The 19,258-nt window shown below is 59.5% G+C and carries 10 protein-coding genes; 5 read left to right on the top strand and 5 right to left on the bottom strand.

Features of this window, described 5'->3' with window-relative positions; genetic code table 11:
• The first annotated feature begins 99 nt into the window (after window positions 1-99).
• The gene (locus tag HUS57_RS15780) at window positions 100-1,758 is read left to right on the top strand and encodes a lysine--tRNA ligase (protein WP_173934839.1); all 1,659 of its coding nucleotides are present in this window, start codon (window positions 100-102) and stop codon (window positions 1,756-1,758) included.
• A gap of 28 nt (window positions 1,759-1,786) precedes the next feature.
• Here the strand turns inward: HUS57_RS15780 and HUS57_RS15775 are convergent, their stop codons facing one another.
• Window positions 1,787-2,431 (bottom strand): helix-turn-helix transcriptional regulator, encoded by a 645-nt coding sequence (locus tag HUS57_RS15775; RefSeq protein ID WP_173934838.1) that lies wholly within the window; start codon window positions 2,429-2,431, stop codon window positions 1,787-1,789.
• A 186-nt stretch (window positions 2,432-2,617) separates the two neighbouring features.
• Here HUS57_RS15775 and HUS57_RS15770 point away from each other — a divergent pair, with 186 nt between their 5' ends.
• Window positions 2,618-3,931, top strand: coding sequence for a hypothetical protein (locus tag HUS57_RS15770; RefSeq protein WP_173934837.1), 1,314 nt, complete (start codon window positions 2,618-2,620; stop codon window positions 3,929-3,931).
• 609 nt (window positions 3,932-4,540) lie between these two features.
• Here HUS57_RS15770 and HUS57_RS15765 read toward each other — a convergent pair.
• From HUS57_RS15765 to HUS57_RS15755, 3 genes are all read right to left on the bottom strand, one after another.
• Complete coding sequence (locus tag HUS57_RS15765) at window positions 4,541-6,757, bottom strand: 3-hydroxyacyl-CoA dehydrogenase NAD-binding domain-containing protein (protein ID WP_173934836.1); 2,217 nt, start codon at window positions 6,755-6,757, stop codon at window positions 4,541-4,543.
• Between the two features lie 17 nt (window positions 6,758-6,774).
• Complete coding sequence (locus HUS57_RS15760) at window positions 6,775-7,983, bottom strand: acetyl-CoA C-acetyltransferase (RefSeq protein WP_173934835.1); 1,209 nt, start codon at window positions 7,981-7,983, stop codon at window positions 6,775-6,777.
• A gap of 64 nt (window positions 7,984-8,047) precedes the next feature.
• Window positions 8,048-9,841: an acyl-CoA dehydrogenase C-terminal domain-containing protein gene (locus tag HUS57_RS15755; protein WP_173934834.1), complete on the bottom strand. Its 1,794-nt coding sequence runs from the start codon at window positions 9,839-9,841 to the stop codon at window positions 8,048-8,050.
• Between the two features lie 352 nt (window positions 9,842-10,193).
• Between HUS57_RS15755 and HUS57_RS15750 the strand changes: the two genes are divergently transcribed.
• Window positions 10,194-11,003 carry a GNAT family N-acetyltransferase gene (locus HUS57_RS15750; protein WP_246727942.1) on the top strand — a complete coding sequence of 270 codons (810 nt, stop codon included), beginning with the start codon at window positions 10,194-10,196 and terminating at the stop codon, window positions 11,001-11,003.
• 118 nt (window positions 11,004-11,121) lie between these two features.
• Here the strand turns inward: HUS57_RS15750 and HUS57_RS15745 are convergent, their stop codons facing one another.
• Window positions 11,122-13,407: an NADP-dependent malic enzyme gene (locus HUS57_RS15745; protein ID WP_173934833.1), complete on the bottom strand. Its 2,286-nt coding sequence runs from the start codon at window positions 13,405-13,407 to the stop codon at window positions 11,122-11,124.
• A gap of 207 nt (window positions 13,408-13,614) precedes the next feature.
• Between HUS57_RS15745 and mutS the strand changes: the two genes are divergently transcribed.
• Together mutS and HUS57_RS15735 are read left to right on the top strand one after the other, a co-directional pair.
• Window positions 13,615-16,266, top strand: a complete 2,652-nt coding sequence (mutS, locus tag HUS57_RS15740) for a DNA mismatch repair protein MutS (protein ID WP_173935226.1) — start codon at window positions 13,615-13,617, stop codon at window positions 16,264-16,266.
• 139 nt (window positions 16,267-16,405) lie between these two features.
• Entirely contained in the window at window positions 16,406-19,198 is a 2,793-nt protein-coding gene (locus HUS57_RS15735) for a [protein-PII] uridylyltransferase (protein ID WP_173934832.1), read from the top strand.
• The last annotated feature ends 60 nt before the right edge of the window (window positions 19,199-19,258 follow it).

Below are 19,258 nucleotides of genomic sequence, written 5' to 3'. Positions count from 1 at the left end.
GACGCATGGCATCACGCGTCCTACAGCGTGTCTCGCGCGCGGCCGCCTTCTGAAGAAGGTATTTTGGCCTGCTCAAACGATTTACCTGCGGAAAGCGACATGACGACGTTCCAAGACGCGCTCGAACTCAAGCCCGAGATTCTGGAAGCGGCGGCCGTGGCCAAGGCCTGGCCGTTCGAAGAGGCGCGCAAGATCATCAAACGCTACGAGGGAGGGCCTTTTCCCGAAACCGTTCTGTTCGAGACGGGTTACGGGCCTTCCGGGTTGCCGCATATCGGCACCTTTGGCGAGGTGGCTCGCACTTCCATGGTTCGCCATGCTTTCCGCGTTCTTACCGAGGATAAGGTAAAGACGAAGCTCCTCTGCTTCTCGGACGATATGGACGGGCTTCGCAAGGTGCCGGACAATGTGCCAAACCAGGAGATGCTGCGGGCCCATCTCGGCAAGCCCCTTACAAGCGTTCCCGACCCCTTCTCGAACGAATATCCCTCCTTTGGCGCGGCGAACAATGCGCGCCTGCGGGCATTTCTCGACCAGTTTGGCTTTGAATATGAATTTGCCTCTTCGAGCGAATATTACTCGTCCGGGCGTTTCGATGCTACGCTTCTGAAGATATTAGAGCGCTTCGACGCTGTGATGGCGATCATGCTGCCATCGCTTCGTGAAGAGCGTGCGCAGACCTATTCCCCCTTCCTGCCCATCCATCCGGTCACCGGCGTGGTGATGCAGGTACCGATCGAGCAACGCAATCTCGATGCTGGAACCATCGTCTGGCGCGACCCGGAAAGCGGTGAACGGTACGAGACACCGGTGACTGGCGGCCACGCCAAGTTGCAGTGGAAGCCGGACTGGGCGATGCGGTGGACGGCGCTTGGCGTCGACTACGAGATGGCAGGCAAGGATCTGATCGACAGCGTCAAGCTTGCCGGACAGATTTGTATCGCGCTCGACGGGCGCCCGCCCGAGGGATTCACCTACGAGCTCTTCCTCGACGAGGAGGGCCAGAAAATCTCGAAATCCCGGGGCAACGGTCTCACCATAGACGAGTGGCTCACCTATGCGCCGACAGAAAGCCTCTCGCTCTACATGTTTCAGAAGCCAAGGACGGCGAAGCGGCTTTATTTCGACGTGATCCCGAAAGCGGTGGACGATTATTACGCCTTCCTTTCCGCTTATCCGCAGCAGGACTGGTCAAGCAGGCTGAACAATCCCTCCTGGCATATCCATGAAGGAGCGCCTCCGCAGATCGAGTTGCCGGTGCCCTTTGCCCTGCTGCTCAATCTTGTGAGTGCCTCGAACGCGCATGAGAAGGGCGTCCTGTGGGGCTTCATCTCGCGCTATGCGCCAGGCGTGACGGCCGAGACTCATCCCGAGCTCGACCGGCTGACGGACTATGCCCTGCGCTACTTCGATGACTTCGTGAAGCCGGCGAAGAAATTCCGTGCGCCGGATGAGATCGAGCGGCAGGCGCTTCAGGAGTTGCGTGACAAGCTCGCCAGCCTTCCCGGAGGGTCGGACGGCGAAACCATTCAGAACGCCGCGCTGGATGTGGCTCGCGGCATCGAGCGTTACCAGGACCACAAGCGCAAGAGCCCTACGGGCGGTCCGGGCGTATCCGTCGCCTTTTTCCAGATGCTCTATCAGATATTGCTCGGGCAAGAGCGAGGGCCGCGTTTCGGCTCCTTCGCCGCCCTCTACGGGATTGCGGAGACTTGCGCTCTGATTGATAAGGCGCTGGCAGGCAAATTGGAGCTCTGACAAGCCTTCATCGGCGGGATCAAAAGACCTACTGGCTTGCCCAGATGATGCGGGCCATCCACTCCAACTCATCCTGCGCAAAAAGGCGGTTGGGGTGATCGGGATTGAGGGAAGAAAGCTCGATCTGCCGCGAGGACTGGCGTAGCAGGACCTTGGCCATCACCTCGCCTTCAGCGGTCTTGACGACGACCCGGTCGCCCCTGCGGATGGAGGCGGTAGGCTCGACGACCAGGATGTCGCCGTCGCGATATAGCGGCAGCATGGAATCACCCTGCACCTGAAGGGCATAGGCTCCTTCACCCACCTTGCCGGGCAGATCGACCTGTTCCCAGCCCATGCCTGCCGGGAAGCCACCATCGGTAAAATAGCCGCCGGCACCGGCCTGAGCGAATCCGATCAATGGCACGCTGTCACGGCCGCTCTGCCGCCTCAGGAGCGGAGCTTCTCCGTCCAAAAGCGTGAGAAATTCCGATAATGAGACACCGGTGGCATCAATAATCTTGGCAATGGATTCCGTGGACGGCCAGCGCGGTCGACCGTCACCGGAATAGCGTTTCGAAGGGTTGAAGGCAGTTGAATCCAGCCCTGCCTTACGGGCAAGGCCCGATGCAGACAAGGCATGGCGCTCGGCAAGTGCGTCGATGGCAGCCCAGACCCTCTCGTGCGAAAGCACGTGCCTCTCCTCTGCCAAGTCCCGAAAAAATTGCGAATGAAGTTATTAATCCTTCCCTTGGCAGTTGTCCACCTGCCCGACTTCACTTCGGCTGGTGCGCCATTCGATAAACCAATTTCGTTATAGGGCCTGTCTGCAAGATACAATTATTACTTCAAACGATTTTAGTTTTTTTAGGAATGCATCATGAGGTTTGACTCCCCGCTAATCCAGTCCGCCACGAAACCTAGTGTTCAGCCAACGCGATCATTCTCTTCATCAACTGCTCATCTGCAGCAGCACTCCCAATCTTCTTCATCGTTATCCAAAGATGTTAAACCGCTGCCTTTAGGCAATAAAGTTTTCAACGATGCATTTGCTGAAGGCAGCAAGCTTTCAAGCTCCCTTGGGGACAGGCGGCTGGCGGCCGAAGACCAGAAGACATACGAGCGGATATATTCGGCAATCACCGAGCGCTATAAGTCGTTCAACCAGGAAAAGGAGATCGGCTACGGGGAGAAGCCAGGCATAACGGCAGATATCGAGGACATCTCCCTGGACGAGATATGCGCCGTGCTACGCCACATCGCTCGCAATCCTGACAAGGCCGAGTTCGCAGCCAAGAAGTCTGCAATTTCCCCGCTCTTTGACAAACTTTACCTCATGCAAAACAAGGAGCAGGGATGGGCTTTGCGTCTGCACAAATTCGCGCCGGGCGGAAAATCCCAAGGGGACGAGGAACTGCCCCATTACCACAGATGGACTCTGGCCTCGAAAATACTTTCCGGCGGCTACAACAACAAAAATTATACGGAGATCCCCGCCGACCAGGCAAGCGCTGAGGAGAAGTACTACAAGTACAGCCTGAAGCCGAGCGCGGATGGGACTGAACGACAATTCACAAGGCAGGAGCCATTCGAGGTAGGCATGCAGGTGTCGCGTCAAACCCTTTTCAAGAAGGGAGATATCCGTCACTTCCCGATTGAGTGGCCGCACAGCGTGAGCGACCTTAGCCATCATACCGGCACCACCTTAACACTTGCCCATACGGCCAAGGGTGCGAAGGACTCCTCCTTGGCTTATGAAAAGGACCCGTCTCTTCAAACGAAATCCCTAGATAAACCTGCCACGCTACAGGAGTTCGCCGCTTCTATCCTGGACAAGATCGCACTCCTGAGGGTGATCTCACTGGCAGACAAGCTGCACCATTATCTTCAGGAGAAGGCAGAGCTCACACCTGGCGAGCAACGCCACATCGAGGATTATTCGGCTCCCAACTATTTGGAGACCTCGCTGCTCCCGGCATTGGCCCTTCTGGATCTTGAAGAAACGAGCTCGGAGTTTGGCAGGGAAACGCAGGTCTTCATTCGAGAAGAGCTGAAATCTGTCGGACAACGCAATCTGCAATCGCTGATCGAGGAAAACCAGAGGAACATCGCCAATGGCGCCTTCTCGGCCAGAATAAACTCATGGAATGAACTTGAACGGCTCTTTCCGGGGCCATTTGAAGAGAGGGCATAACCCGCCCGGCAGAGAAATGCGGTGGCTTACAAGCCATCGCGTTCACCTCCGCTGAGCACCCTCCTCACGGCGGGAGCAATTTATCCCAGGAGCAATCTGCATTCTGGTCGAACTGCTTTTAGGGCCGTTTCTTGCAGTAGCCCGCAGCGCCTGGTGCGAGCCATGAAGGCTTGCTCCTGGCGCTCGCTGCGGTGCGTGGTCTACAGGTTGTCTCCATCATCGCCCGCGCGCCCACGCAAGAGCGGCCGCTGCGGTCATAGATCCTTCTGGACATTAGACTAGAATGACTGCTGCGGCATGCCCATTTTGGCGCTGGAAACGATGGCAGCCGACCACCTGGGCGCCTTTCCATGTCCTTAAGCTGAAAGGATATAGAACCACTCCCACAGCCGGTTTCCTCAAAAGCTGCCTCTACACCAAGCAAAGGATTCCAGCGGCGGGACGCCCAAGAACCGGCAGCATCATATTGCAGTCGCTAGTGAGATGCAGGTTCCAGTCATGTCTCTCGACAGGCAACGGAAGGTCTGCCGGATTTCGCTCTGAGGCAGGAACTCGCCGCGACGCCTGTGTCGCGGCGATCCTCAAGAGGCGAGCCCAAAATGCATACTATCAGGCGGCCTTCTGTATCTCGCCTGCCGGCGCAAAGCGTCCGTAGAAGCGCTCGCCCTTCTGGGCCATCTCGGCGAGCAGCTTCGGCGGTTTGAACTGGTTGCCGTATTTTTTCTTTAACTGCCCTGCGCGCTCGATAAAGGTTGCAGCACCGATCCCATCGATGAAGGAAAGCGGGCCACCCGTATAGGGCGCAAATCCGAAGCCCAGAATGGCGCCAAGATCCCCCTCCCGCGGATCGATCACGATGCCTTCCTCCATCACCCGTGCCGCTTCCAGCGCGATGACGTAGAGGAAGCGCGACTTCAACTCCTCGATATCGATCTTTTCCGGATCCTGCTGCGGATAGAGCGTCTTGAGATTGGGCCAAAGATGCTTCTTCGCCGGCTTGGCGGGATACTCGTAGAAGCCCTTGCCATTCTTCCGGCCAAAGCGCCCATGCTTGTCCACCAGCGTGTCGATCAGTCCCATACGGCGCGGGTCCACCGCCTTCTCGCCGAGGTCGCGGATTGTCTGCTTCATGATTTTCTGAACGAGGTCGACTGCGATTTCGTCGCTCAGCGCCAACGGGCCCACAGGCATGCCCGCCATGCGCGCGGCATTCTCGATCATGGGCGCCGGTACACCCTCGATCAGCATGGAGTAAGCTTCGTCCATGTAGCGCAACACGCAGCGATTGACGTAAAAGCCGCGCGTATCGTTGACGACGATGGGCGTCTTCCGGATGGCCCGGACATAGTCCAGCGCAACGGCAAGGGCCTTATCTCCCGTCTTCTTGCCGAGAATAACCTCAACCAGCATCATCCTGTCCACCGGCGAGAAGAAGTGGATGCCGATGAAGTTCTTCGGGCGTTGGGAATTCCTGGCGAGATCGGTGATCGGGATCGTTGAAGTGTTGGAGGCAAAGACAGCGGAGGACCTCAGCACCGCCTCGGCCCGTTCCATCACCTCCCTTTTGACTGCCGAATCCTCGAAGACCGCCTCTATGACGAGGTCCGCCCCTTCAAGCGCGGCATAATCCGGTGTGGCGGTGATGAGCGAAAGGAGCTTTTCCTTTTCCGCCTCGGTGGCCCTGCCCTTCTTGATCAGCCCGTCCATCAGTTTTGCGGAATGAGCCTTGCCCTTGTCGGCCGCTTCCTGGTCGCGGTCGATCAGCACGACAGGAATACCCGCTTTCGCGGTCACAAAGGCGATGCCTGCGCCCATAAAGCCCGCGCCGAGCACACCAACCTTGCGAAGCTTGCTCGCCGGCACATCCTGCGGACGGCGGGCGCCCTTGTTCAGATCTTGGAGCGAGATGAAAAGTGAGCGGACCATCACCTCCGCCTCGCGCGTCTGCAGAATCTGCGTGAAATAGCGCTGCTCTATCGTGAGGGCCGTGTCGAAAGGCACCAGAAGCCCCTCATAAACGCATTTCAGGATCGCGGCGGCCGCAGGATAGTTGCCGTAGGTCTCCCGGCGCAGGATAGCGATGGCAGCAGGCCACAGATTTGCGCCCGCGGGGGAGTAGACTGGTCCGCCTGGCAGCTTAAAGCCTTTTTCGTCCCAGGGTTGGACAGGCTCCAGCCCGTCACGGATCAGCTTTTTCGCCGCCTCTATGAGCTTCTTTTTCGGCACGATCTCATGGACGAGGCCCATCGCCTTCGCCTTCTTGGGCGATAGATTCTGCCCTGAGGTAAGCATCTGCAGGGCTTCCTGCGTGTTCGCCAGCCTCGGCACGCGCTGTGTGCCGCCCGCGCCGGGAAAGATGCCAACCTTCACCTCCGGCAGCGCAAGCCTGATTGAATCGTCATTCACTGCTACACGACCATGGCAGGCCAGCGACAACTCGAATGCACCGCCCATACACGTGCCGTTGATGGCACTGACCCACGGCTTGCCGCACGTTTCCACCTTGCGCCAGAGCCAGCTCATCCGCCCGGCATTCCCGAACAGCTCCCGGGCCGCCTTGTCCGCATCTTTGGCCTTCGTCGCGTGGAACTGGCTCATGATCTTCTGCAGCATCGCCAGATCCGCGCCGCCGGAGAAACTGTCCTTGCCCGAGGTGAAGACAACACCCTTGATTTCATCATCGCCCGCGACCCGGTCAACGAGAGCCTCGATCTCCTCCATTACCGCTTCGGTGAAGACGTTCATGGAGCGGTCCGGCATGTCCCAGGTGACCAGCGCAATGCCGTCAGTGTCGATCTTGAAAATGAAGTTCTCGTAATCCGCCATAGCGTTTCCCTCTCCGCCTAGACCCGCTCGATGATGGTGGCCGTGCCCATCCCGGCGCCAATGCACAGCGTGACCAGCGCAGTATTCAGATCCCGACGCTCCAATTCATCAAGCACCGTCCCGAAGATCATTGCACCGGTTGCGCCCAGCGGATGGCCCATTGCAATGGCGCCGCCATTCACATTGATCTTCTCCCGATCAATGTCGAAAGCCTGAATGTAGCGCAGCACCACAGAGGCAAAAGCTTCGTTCAGTTCAAACAGGTCGATGTCGGAGAGCGTCATTCGCGCCTTCTTCAACAGCTTCTCCGTCACGTCCACCGGCCCTGTCAGCATAATTGCGGGCTCCGAGCCGATATTGGTGAAGGCGCGAATCCTGGCGCGCGGCTTCAGACCCATCGCCTTGCCTGCCTTCTTCGAACCGAGGAGCACGGCGGCAGCTCCATCCACAATGCCGGACGAGTTTCCCGCGTGGTGGACATGATCGATGCTTTCAAGTTCCGGATAGCGCTGCACGGCGACGGCATCGAAGCCCCCCATCTCGCCCATCGCCGTAAAGGACGGATTGAGAGCGGCGAGCGCCTGCATATCCGTGTCGGGGCGCATATGCTCGTCATGATCGAGGATGGTAAGGCCGTTCTGGTCCTTGATTGGCACCACTGAGTCCTTGAACCAGCCTTCCTCCCATGCCTGCTTCGCCCGCCTCTGGCTCTCCACGGCATAGGCGTCCACATCGTCACGCGAGAAGCCGTATTTGGTTGCGATCAGATCTGCCGAAACTCCCTGCGGCACGAAATAGGCCGGCAAACCGACAGATGGGTCCATGAACCATGCGCCGCCCGATGCTCCCATACCCACGCGCGACATGGACTCCACGCCGCCAGCGATCACGATCTCATCGGACCCGCCGGCGATCTTGGCAGCACCCAGATTGATGGCGTCGAGACCGGAGGCGCAAAAACGCGAAATCTGCATGCCTGGAGCGCGGTTGTCGTACCCAGCTTCAAATGCGGCCGCACGAGGGATGACCGACCCCGCCTCGCCTACAGGATCGACGCAGCCAAAGATAATGTCGTCTACGAGCTTTGTGTCGAGCCCGTTGCGGTTACGCACCGCCTCAAGCATCTTCGCTGCAAGCCGCACAGCCGGTACCTCATGCAGCGAGCCGTCCTTCTTGCCGCGCCCGCGGGGGCTTCGCACAGCGTCATAGACATAGGCGTCAGCCATTCCAGTCTCCTCTCGTTTCAGCGCGGCAAATCCGCCCCGATGACATAAAAGATCAGAATAAAGATTAGAACGCCTCGTCAGGAAGCTCCATGATGGTATCGGCACCGGATGAAATCCGCGCAAGATAGGCACTGGTTTCCGGCATGATCCGCTCCATGAAGAAGCGCCCGAGGACGAGCTTTGCCCTAAGGAAATCTGCATCCTCGGCGGCCGATACAAGCTTTTCCTGCGCAGACTTCACCATCCTGCCCCACATGTAGCCAAGCGCCACCAGACCGATGAGATGCATGTAGTCATACGCAGCCGCGCCTGCATTGTCCGGCTTCTCCGCTCCATTCTGCATGAGCCATTGCGTGGCGGCCTGAAGGTCGTTCAACCCCTTTTTCAGGGCCTTGGTGTAGGGTGCCATCTCCTCGTCCTGGCGCTGCGTCTCGCAGAACCCGCCGACAGTGGCAAAGAACGTCGCCACGGCCCGGCCGCCGTTCAGCGCCAGTTTACGGCCCACGAGATCCAGCGCCTGAATGCCGTTCGCACCCTCGTAGATCATTGCGATGCGCGCATCGCGTACGAACTGGCTCATGCCTTGCTCTTCTATGTAACCGTGCCCGCCAAACACCTGCTGGGCCATTACGGCATTCTCGAATCCCTTGTCTGTGAGCACACCCTTGATTACTGGCGTCATCAAGGCCAGGTGATCTTCCGCCGCCTCGCGCATTTGTTCATCACTGCTGCGATGTGCGATGTCTGACTGGAGCGCTGTCCACAGCAGCAGCGCCCGGCCTGCCTCATTGAAGGCGCGCATGGTCATGAGCATCCGGCGGATATCCGGATGAACGATGATCGGATCAGCTATCTTCTCCGGTGTCTTTGCCCCCGAGAGCGATCGGCCCTGCAACCTCGCGCGCGCATAGGCGGCCGCGTTCTGATAAGCCGTTTCGGAAACCGCGAGGCCTTGAAGGCCGACGCCCAGGCGCGCCTCGTTCATCATCGTGAACATTGCCCTCAGCCCGCCATGCTCCTCACCCAGCAGAAAGCCTTCCGCATCGTCGTAATTCATGACGCAGGTGGCGTTGCCATGGATGCCCATCTTCTCTTCGATTGAGCCACAGGAGACGCCATTAGCCCCTGCCGGATTGCCATTTGCATCGAGCTTCCGTTTCGGCACGATGAAGAGGGATATGCCCCGGCTGCCCTGGGGCGCGCCCTCTATGCGCGCAAGCACCAGATGGATGATATTCTCGGTCAGATCGTGTTCGCCGGCGGATATAAAGATCTTCTGGCCAAAGATTCTGTAGGTGCCGTCGCCCGCCGGCACTGCCTTGGTGCGCAGCAGCCCTAGATCCGTACCGCAATGCGGTTCGGTCAGGTTCATGGTCCCCGACCATCTTCCCTCGACCATTTTTGGAACGAAAAGCCGCTTCTGTTCCTCGTTTCCATGAGCAAGTATGGCCGCCACCGCGCCTTGCGTGAGGCCTGGATACATCATCAGCGCCATATTGGCAGAGGAGAAATATTCGCCGACCGCCGATTGCACCAGATAGGGCAGGTCCTGGCCACCATATTCGGATGGCGCCGACAGGCCCATCCAGCCGCCTTCGCAATATTGCCGGTACGCCTCAGAAAACCCTTCGGGGGTAGAAACAGTGCCATCCTCGTGTCGAACGCACCCTTCAGCATCGCCAACCTGGTTGAGCGGCTGCAGGACGTTCTCCGCCAGCTTTGCACCTTCTTCCAGAATAGCTTCCACCAGATCCGGCGACACTTCGCTGAAGCCGCGCAGATTATCGAAGCGCTGATAATCTAGGACGTCGCGAATGATGAAGCTGGTATCGTGCAAAGGGGCCCGGTAGATCGGCACGTCTTCCTCCTACAGCAGATGCGCCAGAAGCAGGCGCTGTAGCGTCCAGGTGGATCAGCCTTTCTGCTTTATGGCCAAGCACGAGGAGAGTCCCACCTGCAGTCCAGGATTTCCATAGCAAACTTTTACCTTTGCGTAAACGTCAATGCCTTTGTGGGGAATGCCAGCTTCGGCGGACCAGGGCAATTGTAAGCAACGGCAATTCCTGTCATCCTGCTGTTGCAGCGAAATCATAACTCCCCATTGCAACACCATAAGGGGAGAATCAGCCGTGCAGGGGTTGATGCTGGAACGGACTACCTATCGTGATGGAGCGGACAGGCTGGCGCTCGTTGAGAACGCTACCGCAACCATGTCCGAGAGCAATCTGCTTGGCCGCCTCGGCACTTTGGAGGTACGCTTGGCGGTTGACCCTGAAGAGATCGCAGCGGCACAGGCATTGCGCTTCAAGGTCTTCCATCAGGAGCTTGGCGCCCGCCTTCCGGGCAATCAGGTTTCGGATGAGCGTGATGCCGATCGCTTCGACCCGCACTGTGACCACTTGCTGGTGGTCGACACGTCGCTTCCGGAACCCGTTACCGAAAGGGTCGTCGGCACATACAGGCTGCTGCCGCAGGAGAGAGCCCTTGCCTCAGGAGGGTTCTACTCCGAGGACGAGTTCGAGCTTGGCCCCCTGATTGAGCGTCATCGGACGCGGCGCTTTCTGGAGCTCGGCCGTTCCTGCGTCCTGCCTCCCTATCGCTCAAAACGCACCATCGAGCTTCTATGGCAGGGTATCTGGGCCTATTGTCAGCTTGCGAACATCGATGTGATGACAGGCTGTGCCTCCTTCCCCGGCACGATAGCGGCGGCCCATGCACAGGCGCTGTCCTTCCTTCATCATTTCTGCCGGGTCGATGGTGAGTGGTATGCGCGCGCCAGGCACAGCAAATACGTTTCAATGGACATGATGCCAAAAGAGGCGGTGAATGCCAGAGCCGCGCTGGCGGCCATGCCGCCGCTCATCAAAGGTTATTTGCGGCTAGGCGCCAAATTTGCGGACGGTTGCGTCATCGACCATGAATTCTTCACAACGGACGTGCTCGTCATTCTGCCGGTGGAAGCCATTTCGGAGCGGTACATCGCGTATTACGGCTCGCAGGCTGAGCGCTTCGGCACGTGAGGTTGCGGGGCGATAAATAAAGCCGTTGGACGGCCGCCGCCCTGCGAAAGTCAGACACAACGTAAGGTGGTTCCGTGATCGTACACGGCACCATGCCAGTTGGGCATACTTGCCCTGATCAGGTCGCGGCACTATAGGCCGCGATTGCCGCCATATTGACGATATCGGAATCCTTGGCGTTGAGCGATACGATCTGCACGGGTTTGTTGAGCCCTACGAGCAGCGGTCCGATGACCGTCGAGCCGCCAAGCTCCTGCAGCATCTTGGTGGAGATGGAAGCCGAGTGAAAAGCCGGCATCACCAGTACGTTTGCAGGCCCGGACAGGCGGCAGAAGGGATACTGCTTCATGATGCGCGGATTGAGCGCTACGTCGGCAGCCATTTCGCCGTCATACTCGAAATCGACGCGCCTCTTGTTGAGGATCTGCACGGCCTCCTGCACCTTTTCCGACCGCTCGCCGGGAGGATGCCCGAAGGTGGAATAGGCGAGCATCGCCACTCGCGGCTCGTATCCCATCCGGCGGGCGAAATTGGCGGCCTCCTCTGCGATATCGGCTATCTGCTCGGCATCGGGCATGTCGTGCACTGCAGTATCGGCCACGAGGACGGTACGCCCGCGCGCAAGCACGATGGACACGCCGATAACGCGGTGTCCGGGCCGCGCATCGATCACGCGGCGCACGTCATCGAGCGCGGTCGAATAGTTCCGGGTGACACCCGTCACCATGCCATCCGCATCGCCCAGCGCCACCATACAGGCCGCGAAGTGGTTGCGATCGTTGTTGATGAGGCGCTGGCAGTCGCGGAAGAGATAACCCTTACGCTGCAAGCGCTCGTAGAGGTAGTCAGTGTAAATTGCATTGCGCCGGGACAGGCGAGCATTGATGATCTCGATGCCGGGCCGGGAAAGATCGACGCCTGCATTGGCGGCATTGTTGCGGATGACATCGTCGCGGCCAAGGAGAATGGCTGTCCCGAGCCTCTGGTTCACATAGGAAACAGCGGCCCGCATCATCTGCTCTTCCTCGCCCTCGGTGAAGACGATGCGCTTGGGCCGGCGTCGCACGCGGTCGTGAATTCGCTGCAATGTCGAGGCAATGGGATCTCGGCGCGCCGACAGCTCGTTGACATACTGTTCCATGTCGAGGATCGGCCGCCGGGCAACGCCTGTTTCGATCGCTGCTTTTGCGACAGCGGGCGGCACGGACGTGATCAGGCGCGGATCAAACGGCACTGGAATGATGTAATTGGGCCCATATTTTGGCCGATTGCCCTGGTAGGCAGCAGCCACGTCATCCGGCACGTCCTGACGGGCCAGCGCAGCCAGTGCCTCGGCTGCCGCCACCTTCATCTCATCGTTGATCGTGGTGGCTCGCACGTCTAACGCGCCACGGAAGATGTAAGGGAATCCCAAAACGTTGTTGACCTGGTTCGGATAATCCGAGCGCCCAGTCGCCATGATGGCGTCAGTGCGGATTTCCGCCACCTCCTCCGGCGTGATTTCAGGGTCCGGATTGGCCATGGCGAAGATGATCGGGTTCTTGGCCATGGATCGTACCATGTCGGCGGTCAGCGCGCCCTTTGCCGAAAGCCCGAAGAAGATGTCGGCTCCGTCCAGCGCCTCGGCCAGGGTACGCTTGTCCGTCTCCACAGCGTGCGCCGATTTCCACTGGTTCATGCCTTCGGTGCGGCCCTTGTAGACCACGCCTTTTGTATCGCAGAGAATTACGTTCTCGGGAGCAAAACCCATCGACTTTACCAGTTCGATGCAGGCGATGCCGGCCGAGCCTGCTCCGTTGCAGACAAGCTTTGCAGTCTTGATGTCGCGGCCGGTCAGTTCCAACGCATTGATGAGGCCAGCCGCGGCAATGATTGCGGTTCCGTGCTGATCGTCGTGGAAGACCGGGATGTCCATCAGTTCGCGCAGGCGCTGCTCGATGACGAAGCAGTCAGGGGCCCTGATATCTTCAAGGTTGATGCCACCGAAGGAGGGGCCAAGAAAACGCACGGAGTTGATGAACTCCTCAACATCCTCCGTGTCGACCTCCAGATCGATGGAGTCGACATCGGCAAAGCGCTTGAACAGGACTGCCTTTCCTTCCATCACCGGCTTCGAGGCAAGAGCGCCCAGATTGCCAAGCCCGAGAATCGCTGTGCCATTGGAGATGACGGCAACGAGGTTGCCGCGAGTCGTGTAATCGAAAGCGCGGCTTGGGTCCTTGGCGATGGCTTCCACCGGTACCGCAACGCCTGGCGAATAAGCCAGCGACAGGTCGCGTTGCGTTGCCATGGGCTTGGTTGGACTGATCTCAAGCTTGCCCGGGCGCCCGCTGGAGTGGAAGTCCAATGCTTCCTGTGAACTCACCGAAGGGCTATCCTGTTCAAGCTTATCCGCGTCTGCCATTCCTCTTGCACCTCCCCTTACCGGCAATGATGGACTTCTGTGGAGTTTTGCCGTTCTCAGGTGCATAAGGCTACACTTCGCTCAGGTAAATGGGCCAGTCAGGACCAACAACAATTTTTACGAGGGGCGCGATTCTTGAACGAACAGACGCCAATCCGTAAACGCCGTGGCGCAGGTGCCTCGCTGCCCACCACCGGCGCGACGCCGATGATGCGGCAATATCTCGAAATCAAGGCGGCCAACAACGATTGCCTGCTGTTCTATCGCATGGGAGATTTCTACGAGCTGTTCTTCGAGGATGCGGAGGTGGCGAGCCGCGCGCTCGGCATCACGCTCACCCGCCGCGGTAAATATCAGGACAAGGACATCCCCATGTGCGGCGTGCCGGTGCACGCGGCTGACGATTACCTGCAAAAGCTCATTGCGCTTGGCCACCGCGTGGCCGTCTGCGAGCAAATGGAGGACCCTGCAGAGGCGAAGAAACGGGGCTACAAGGCCGTGGTGCGGCGCGACGTGGTGCGCCTCGTCACACCTGGAACCATTACTGAGGAGAAGCTTCTAGATCCTTCCGAAGCCAATTACCTGATGGCGCTCGGTCGAGCGAAGGGCGGAGGGGAGATGGCGCTCGCCTGGATCGACATTTCCACAGGCGTGTTCCGCGTCGCCGCCACCGCGCCTGACCGTCTGCTCGCGGACATTCTGCGCATCGACCCGCGCGAGCTCATCCTGGCCGAGCCTGTCTATCACGACCCCGCTCTCCGTCCTGTTCTTGACACGATGGGACGGATAGCCAGCCCGCAACCGCCGTCATTCTTTGATTCGGCGAGCGCGGAGATGCGCCTCGCCCGCTTCTACGAAGTGGCCACGCTCGACGGCTTTGGGCGTTTCTCGCGCGCGGAGCTTTCCGCCATTGCGGGTGCGGTCACTTATGTCGAGAAGACACAAGTCTCTGAACGCCCGCCGCTTGGCCGGCCCGAGCGCGACGAGGACAGCGCCAGCCTTTTCATCGACCCGGCCACTCGTGTCAGTCTGGAATTAACGCGCACATTGTCAGGCGGCCGCGAAGGCAGCCTGCTCAAAACCATCGACCGTACTCTTACCGGCGCGGGCGGGAGGCTTCTGGCCGAGCGCCTGATGTCGCCGCTGACTGATCCGAAGGCCATTGCAGAGCGCCTAGATTCCGTCTCCTTCTTCCTGGCCGAACCAACGCTGCGCGAAAAGCTGCGCGAGCTTCTAAAAGGCGTTCCCGACATCGCCCGGGCGCTGTCCCGACTGGCGCTTAATCGGGGCGGCCCACGCGATCTTGGCGCGCTGTTCAAGGGCATTCAGGTAGGGAGGATCGTCAGCCGACTTCTGGAAGACCAGCAACTGCCACAGGAAATTTTGCACGTTGCCGCACTTCTTGGTGCTGTTCCGGCAGCACTTGCCGACCATCTTCAGAACGCGCTTGCAGAAGAGTTGCCGCTCCTGAAGCGAGATGGCGGCTTCGTGAGGGAAGGTTACCGCCCGGAGCTGGATGAGGTCCGGGCACTGCGCGACCAGTCACGCAAGGTGATTGCGGCGATGGAACGCGAGCTGATCGAGGAGACGGGCATCCGCTCGCTCAAGATCAGGCACAACAACATTCTCGGCTATTATATCGAGGTTACGGCCAACAACAGTCAGGTGATGACGGGAAGCGAAGCTGCCAAATCCCGCTTCATCCACCGGCAGACAATGGCAAATGCCATGCGCTTCACAACCACTGAACTGGCCGATCTGGAAACCAGGATCGCCAATGCGGCGGACCAGGCCTTGGCAATCGAGCTCTCCGTTTATGATCAACTGGTGAAGGAGGTGGTCGCCGCCTCCGAGGCACTGCGTTCACTGGCCTTCGGGCTTGCTGTCCTGGACGTTTCGGCCGCCCTTGCTTGCCTTGCCGAGAGTGAGGATTATTGCCGACCGGTCGTCGACGACAGTCTCGATTTTCAGATCGAAGGCGGGCGCCATCCCGTGGTGGAGCAGGCGCTGCGCCGCCAGCTTGGCGATCCATTCGTGGCCAACGATTGCGACCTGTCCCCGGCAAACGGCGAAAAGGCAGGGGCCATCTGGCTCCTCACCGGCCCGAATATGGGCGGCAAATCCACCTTCCTGCGGCAGAATGCGCTGATTGCCGTATTGGCACAGATGGGCTCCTTCGTGCCCGCCAGAGCCGCGCATATCGGCGTGGTCGACCGGCTGTTCTCCCGCGTCGGCGCCTCCGACGATCTGGCGCGCGGCCGCTCGACCTTCATGGTAGAAATGGTCGAGACGGCGGCAATCCTCAATCAGGCGGGCGAGCGCTCGCTTGTCATCCTCGATGAGATCGGCCGTGGGACGGCGACATTCGACGGGCTTTCCATAGCCTGGGCGGCTGTGGAACACCTGCATGAAACGAACCGCTGCCGCGCCCTCTTCGCCACTCATTTCCATGAGATGACGGCTCTCAGCGGGAAGCTTTCCCGCCTGGTGAACGTCACGATGCGGGTAAAGGAGTTCGAAGGCGAGGTGATCTTTCTACACGAGGTCGCGCGCGGAGCCGCAGACCGCTCTTACGGTATCCAGGTGGCGCGGCTGGCCGGCCTTCCGACCGCCGTGGTCGAGCGCGCACGGGAAGTGCTGCATCTTCTGGAAGAAGGCGAAACGGGGTCGAAAACCGCGCGCCTTGTAGATGACCTGCCGCTCTTTTCCGCCGCCGCGCAGCAGGAAGAGCCAAGGCCGAAGTCCTCCGGCACAGACCGGCTTGCCGCTGCGCTGGCAGCGCTCAATCCGGACGAGATGACGCCGCGGGAGGCGCTGGAAGCACTTTACAGCCTGAAATCACAGGCGCTGGAGGAATAGATACGCAAGCCTCTTCATGTCGAACCGCATCTGCCAAGCCGCCTCCAACCTTGCGGCCATGGGACACCCTGCCCGCAGCAGATTGTTCCTTGCGCCACGGAAACAGGCTATACAGCGGCCGCGAACGCGGAATATTGAATTGGCCAAGATTCCCCTGAAGCTGGACTGGATCATCGACACGGACCTGCTGCGCGCAGATTTGGAGGCTATTGCCGCATCGGAAGACGCCGGTTCCGCCAGCGCCCGCGCGAAGGTCCTGAAACTTCTGAAGGCTCGGCTGGGCGAAGGACGGCAGAAGGCTGAGCACTTGCTTACCGAAGACGGCAGCGGGACGGCTTGCGCCGGACGGCTTTCCCAACTGATGGACAGGCTCATCCGTGCATTGTTCAATTTCGCCGCGCAGCTCTATAACGTCTCGGCCGACCGCATGGCGGTCATCGCCGTCGGCGGCTACGGGCGCGGTACGCTTGCACCTGGGTCCGACATCGACCTTCTTTTCCTGCTGCCCTACAAGCAAACCCCATGGGGTGAGCAGGTGGCCGAATACATGCTCTACATGTTCTGGGACATGGGACTGAAGGTCGGCCACGCCACGCGCAATGTAGATGAGTGCATCCGCCACTCCCTAACCGACATGACCATCCGCACGGCAGTTCTGGAAGCGCGCTACATCTGTGGCGATAAAGCGCTCTACGATGAACTTATCGAGCGTTTCGATGAAGAGGTCGCCAAGGATACGGGTGCCGAATACGTCCAGGCCAAACTTGCCGAACGCGATGCGCGCCACGCCAAGAACGGGGAGAGCCGCTATGTCGTGGAGCCTAACGTCAAGGATGGCAAGGGCGGCTTGCGCGACCTTCATACGCTGTTCTGGATCGGCAAATATCATTATCGCGTGCGCGAGGCCGAGGAACTGGTGGAGAAAGGCGTCTTCACCAGGCGCGAGTATCGGCACTTCGCCAAGGCGGAGGACTTTCTGTGGGCTGTCCGCTGCCACATGCATTTCCTGACTGGCAAGGCGGAGGAGCGGCTGCATTTCGACATCCAGCGCGACATTGCCGAGCGCCTTGGCTATACGAGCCATCCTGGACTTTCATCGGTCGAGCGCTTCATGAAGCACTATTACCTGAACGCCAAGACCGTGGGTGATCTGACGCGCATTTTCTGCGCCGCGCTTGAGGAAGAGCAGGCAAAGCATGTGCCAGGCTTCAACAATCTTTCCCTCACCTTCTCCCCTCGAAGGCGGAAGCTGGCCGGCACGAGCGACTTTCTTGTTGACAACCATCGCATCAACATTGCCGATGAGAAGGTGTTCGAGCGCGATCCGGTCAACATCCTGCGGCTCTTCTGGCTCGCAGACAGGCACGGATTTGAATATCATCCCGATGCGCTAAAGCTGGTAACACGCTCCCTGAAGCTGATTGACCGGAAATTGCGGCGCGACGAGGAGGCAAACCGCCTCTTCATGGATTTGCTGACCTCCGACCGCGATCCCGAGCTCAACATGCGCCGCATGAACGAAGCGGGCGTTCTTGGCAGGCTCATCCCCGATTTCAACAAGATCGTGGCGATGATGCAATTCTCCATGTATCACCATTACACAGTGGACGAGCACCTGATCCGCTGCATAGGCGTTCTGGCCGAGATCGAACGCGGGGACGGAGAAAGATTCCATCCCCTCACCCATTCCCTTCTGCCCGGCGTGAAAACGTGGAGGGCGGTGCTTTACACCGCGCTCCTCTTCCACGACATCGCCAAGGGCCGCCCGGAGGACCATTCCATTGCCGGGGCGCGTATCGCGCGGCGGCTTTGCCCGCATATGGGGTTTGAAGCGGCCGAAACCGAGATGGTTGCATGGCTTGTTGAGCACCACCTGCTCATGTCGCACATTGCACAGATGCGCGACCTGAACGACCGCAAGACGATCCAGGATTTCGCCGATATCGTGCAATCGGTGGAGCGGCTGAAGCTGCTTCTCATCATCACTGTCTGCGACATACGCGGCGTTGGGCCGGGCGTGTGGAACGGGTGGAAGGGCCAGCTCCTTCGAACCCTCTATTATGAAACCGAGCTACTCCTGACCGGCGGCTTTTCGGAAGCTTCCCGCGCCACGCGCGCGGCTGAAGCACGCGCTCAGCTTGTGCAGGCGCTTCAGGAAGCCGGATGGAACAAAGAAGACGCGCATCGCTATAGCGGCTTGCACTACGAGAACTATCTGCTTGCTACGGGGGCAGAAGACCAGTTGCGCCATGCCGGCTTCATCCGGGCCGCCGACAGAAGCGGAAAGGCGCTCGCGACCATGGTGGAGATACACGCTTTCGAGGCAGTGACGGAGATCACCGTGTTGGCACCCGACCATCCGCGCCTCTTAACCGTCATTGCCGGGGCTTGCGCGGCAGCAGGCGCCAATATCGTCGATGCGCAGATTTTCACCACCGCGGACGGGCGCGCGTTCGACACCATCCTCGTCAGCCGCGAGTTCGATTTCGACGCCGATGAAAGGCGTCGGGCCGAGCGCATAGGCCGCCTCATTGAAGACGTGCTTTCAGGCAAGTCCTATCTGCCCGGCATGGTCGAACAACGCGCCCGACCGAGACGCGGTGCGAAGGCGTTCCGCATCGAGCCGCGAGCGGAGGTGCGAAACACGTTGTCCAACCGCTTTTCCGTCATAGAACTGGAATGTCTCGACCGGCCCGGGCTTCTATTTGAGGTGACCGGCGTAATTTCGGACCTCTCCCTCGATATTGCCTCTGCGCACATTACCACCTTTGGCGAGAAGGTGATCGACACCTTCTACGTGAGCGACTTGACAGGCGCAAAGATTGAGAACCCGGACAGGCTGGAGACAATCCGCCAGGCGCTTCTGGACGTATTGGACAAGGGAGCGTCCCGTCGTGGCAGCCGCGCCCAGGCGAACGAGGCACTGGCGTGACGGGAAACGGTTCGCACGTGGCGGCGCAAGCTATTCTCAATCCTGCCGGAGCCTTCCGCA

Origin of the sequence: Chelativorans sp. Marseille-P2723, assembly GCF_902809845.1 — a bacterium.
GTDB lineage: Bacteria > Pseudomonadota > Alphaproteobacteria > Rhizobiales > Rhizobiaceae > Chelativorans.
Note: the sequence above shows the minus strand (reverse complement) of the source record. Positions and strands in the feature narration are given on the sequence as shown.

Coding starts and splice junctions, on each gene's coding strand:
- mutS (WP_173935226.1), top strand. CDS start 13,615: ATGATGCGGCAATATCTCGAAATCAAGGCGGCCAACAACGATTGCCTG.
- HUS57_RS15745 (WP_173934833.1), bottom strand. CDS start 13,407: ATGGCAGACGCGGATAAGCTTGAACAGGATAGCCCTTCGGTGAGTTCA.
- HUS57_RS15780 (WP_173934839.1), top strand. CDS start 100: ATGACGACGTTCCAAGACGCGCTCGAACTCAAGCCCGAGATTCTGGAA.
- HUS57_RS15765 (WP_173934836.1), bottom strand. CDS start 6,757: ATGGCGGATTACGAGAACTTCATTTTCAAGATCGACACTGACGGCATT.
- HUS57_RS15750 (WP_246727942.1), top strand. CDS start 10,194: ATGTCCGAGAGCAATCTGCTTGGCCGCCTCGGCACTTTGGAGGTACGC.
- HUS57_RS15770 (WP_173934837.1), top strand. CDS start 2,618: ATGAGGTTTGACTCCCCGCTAATCCAGTCCGCCACGAAACCTAGTGTT.
- HUS57_RS15760 (WP_173934835.1), bottom strand. CDS start 7,983: ATGGCTGACGCCTATGTCTATGACGCTGTGCGAAGCCCCCGCGGGCGC.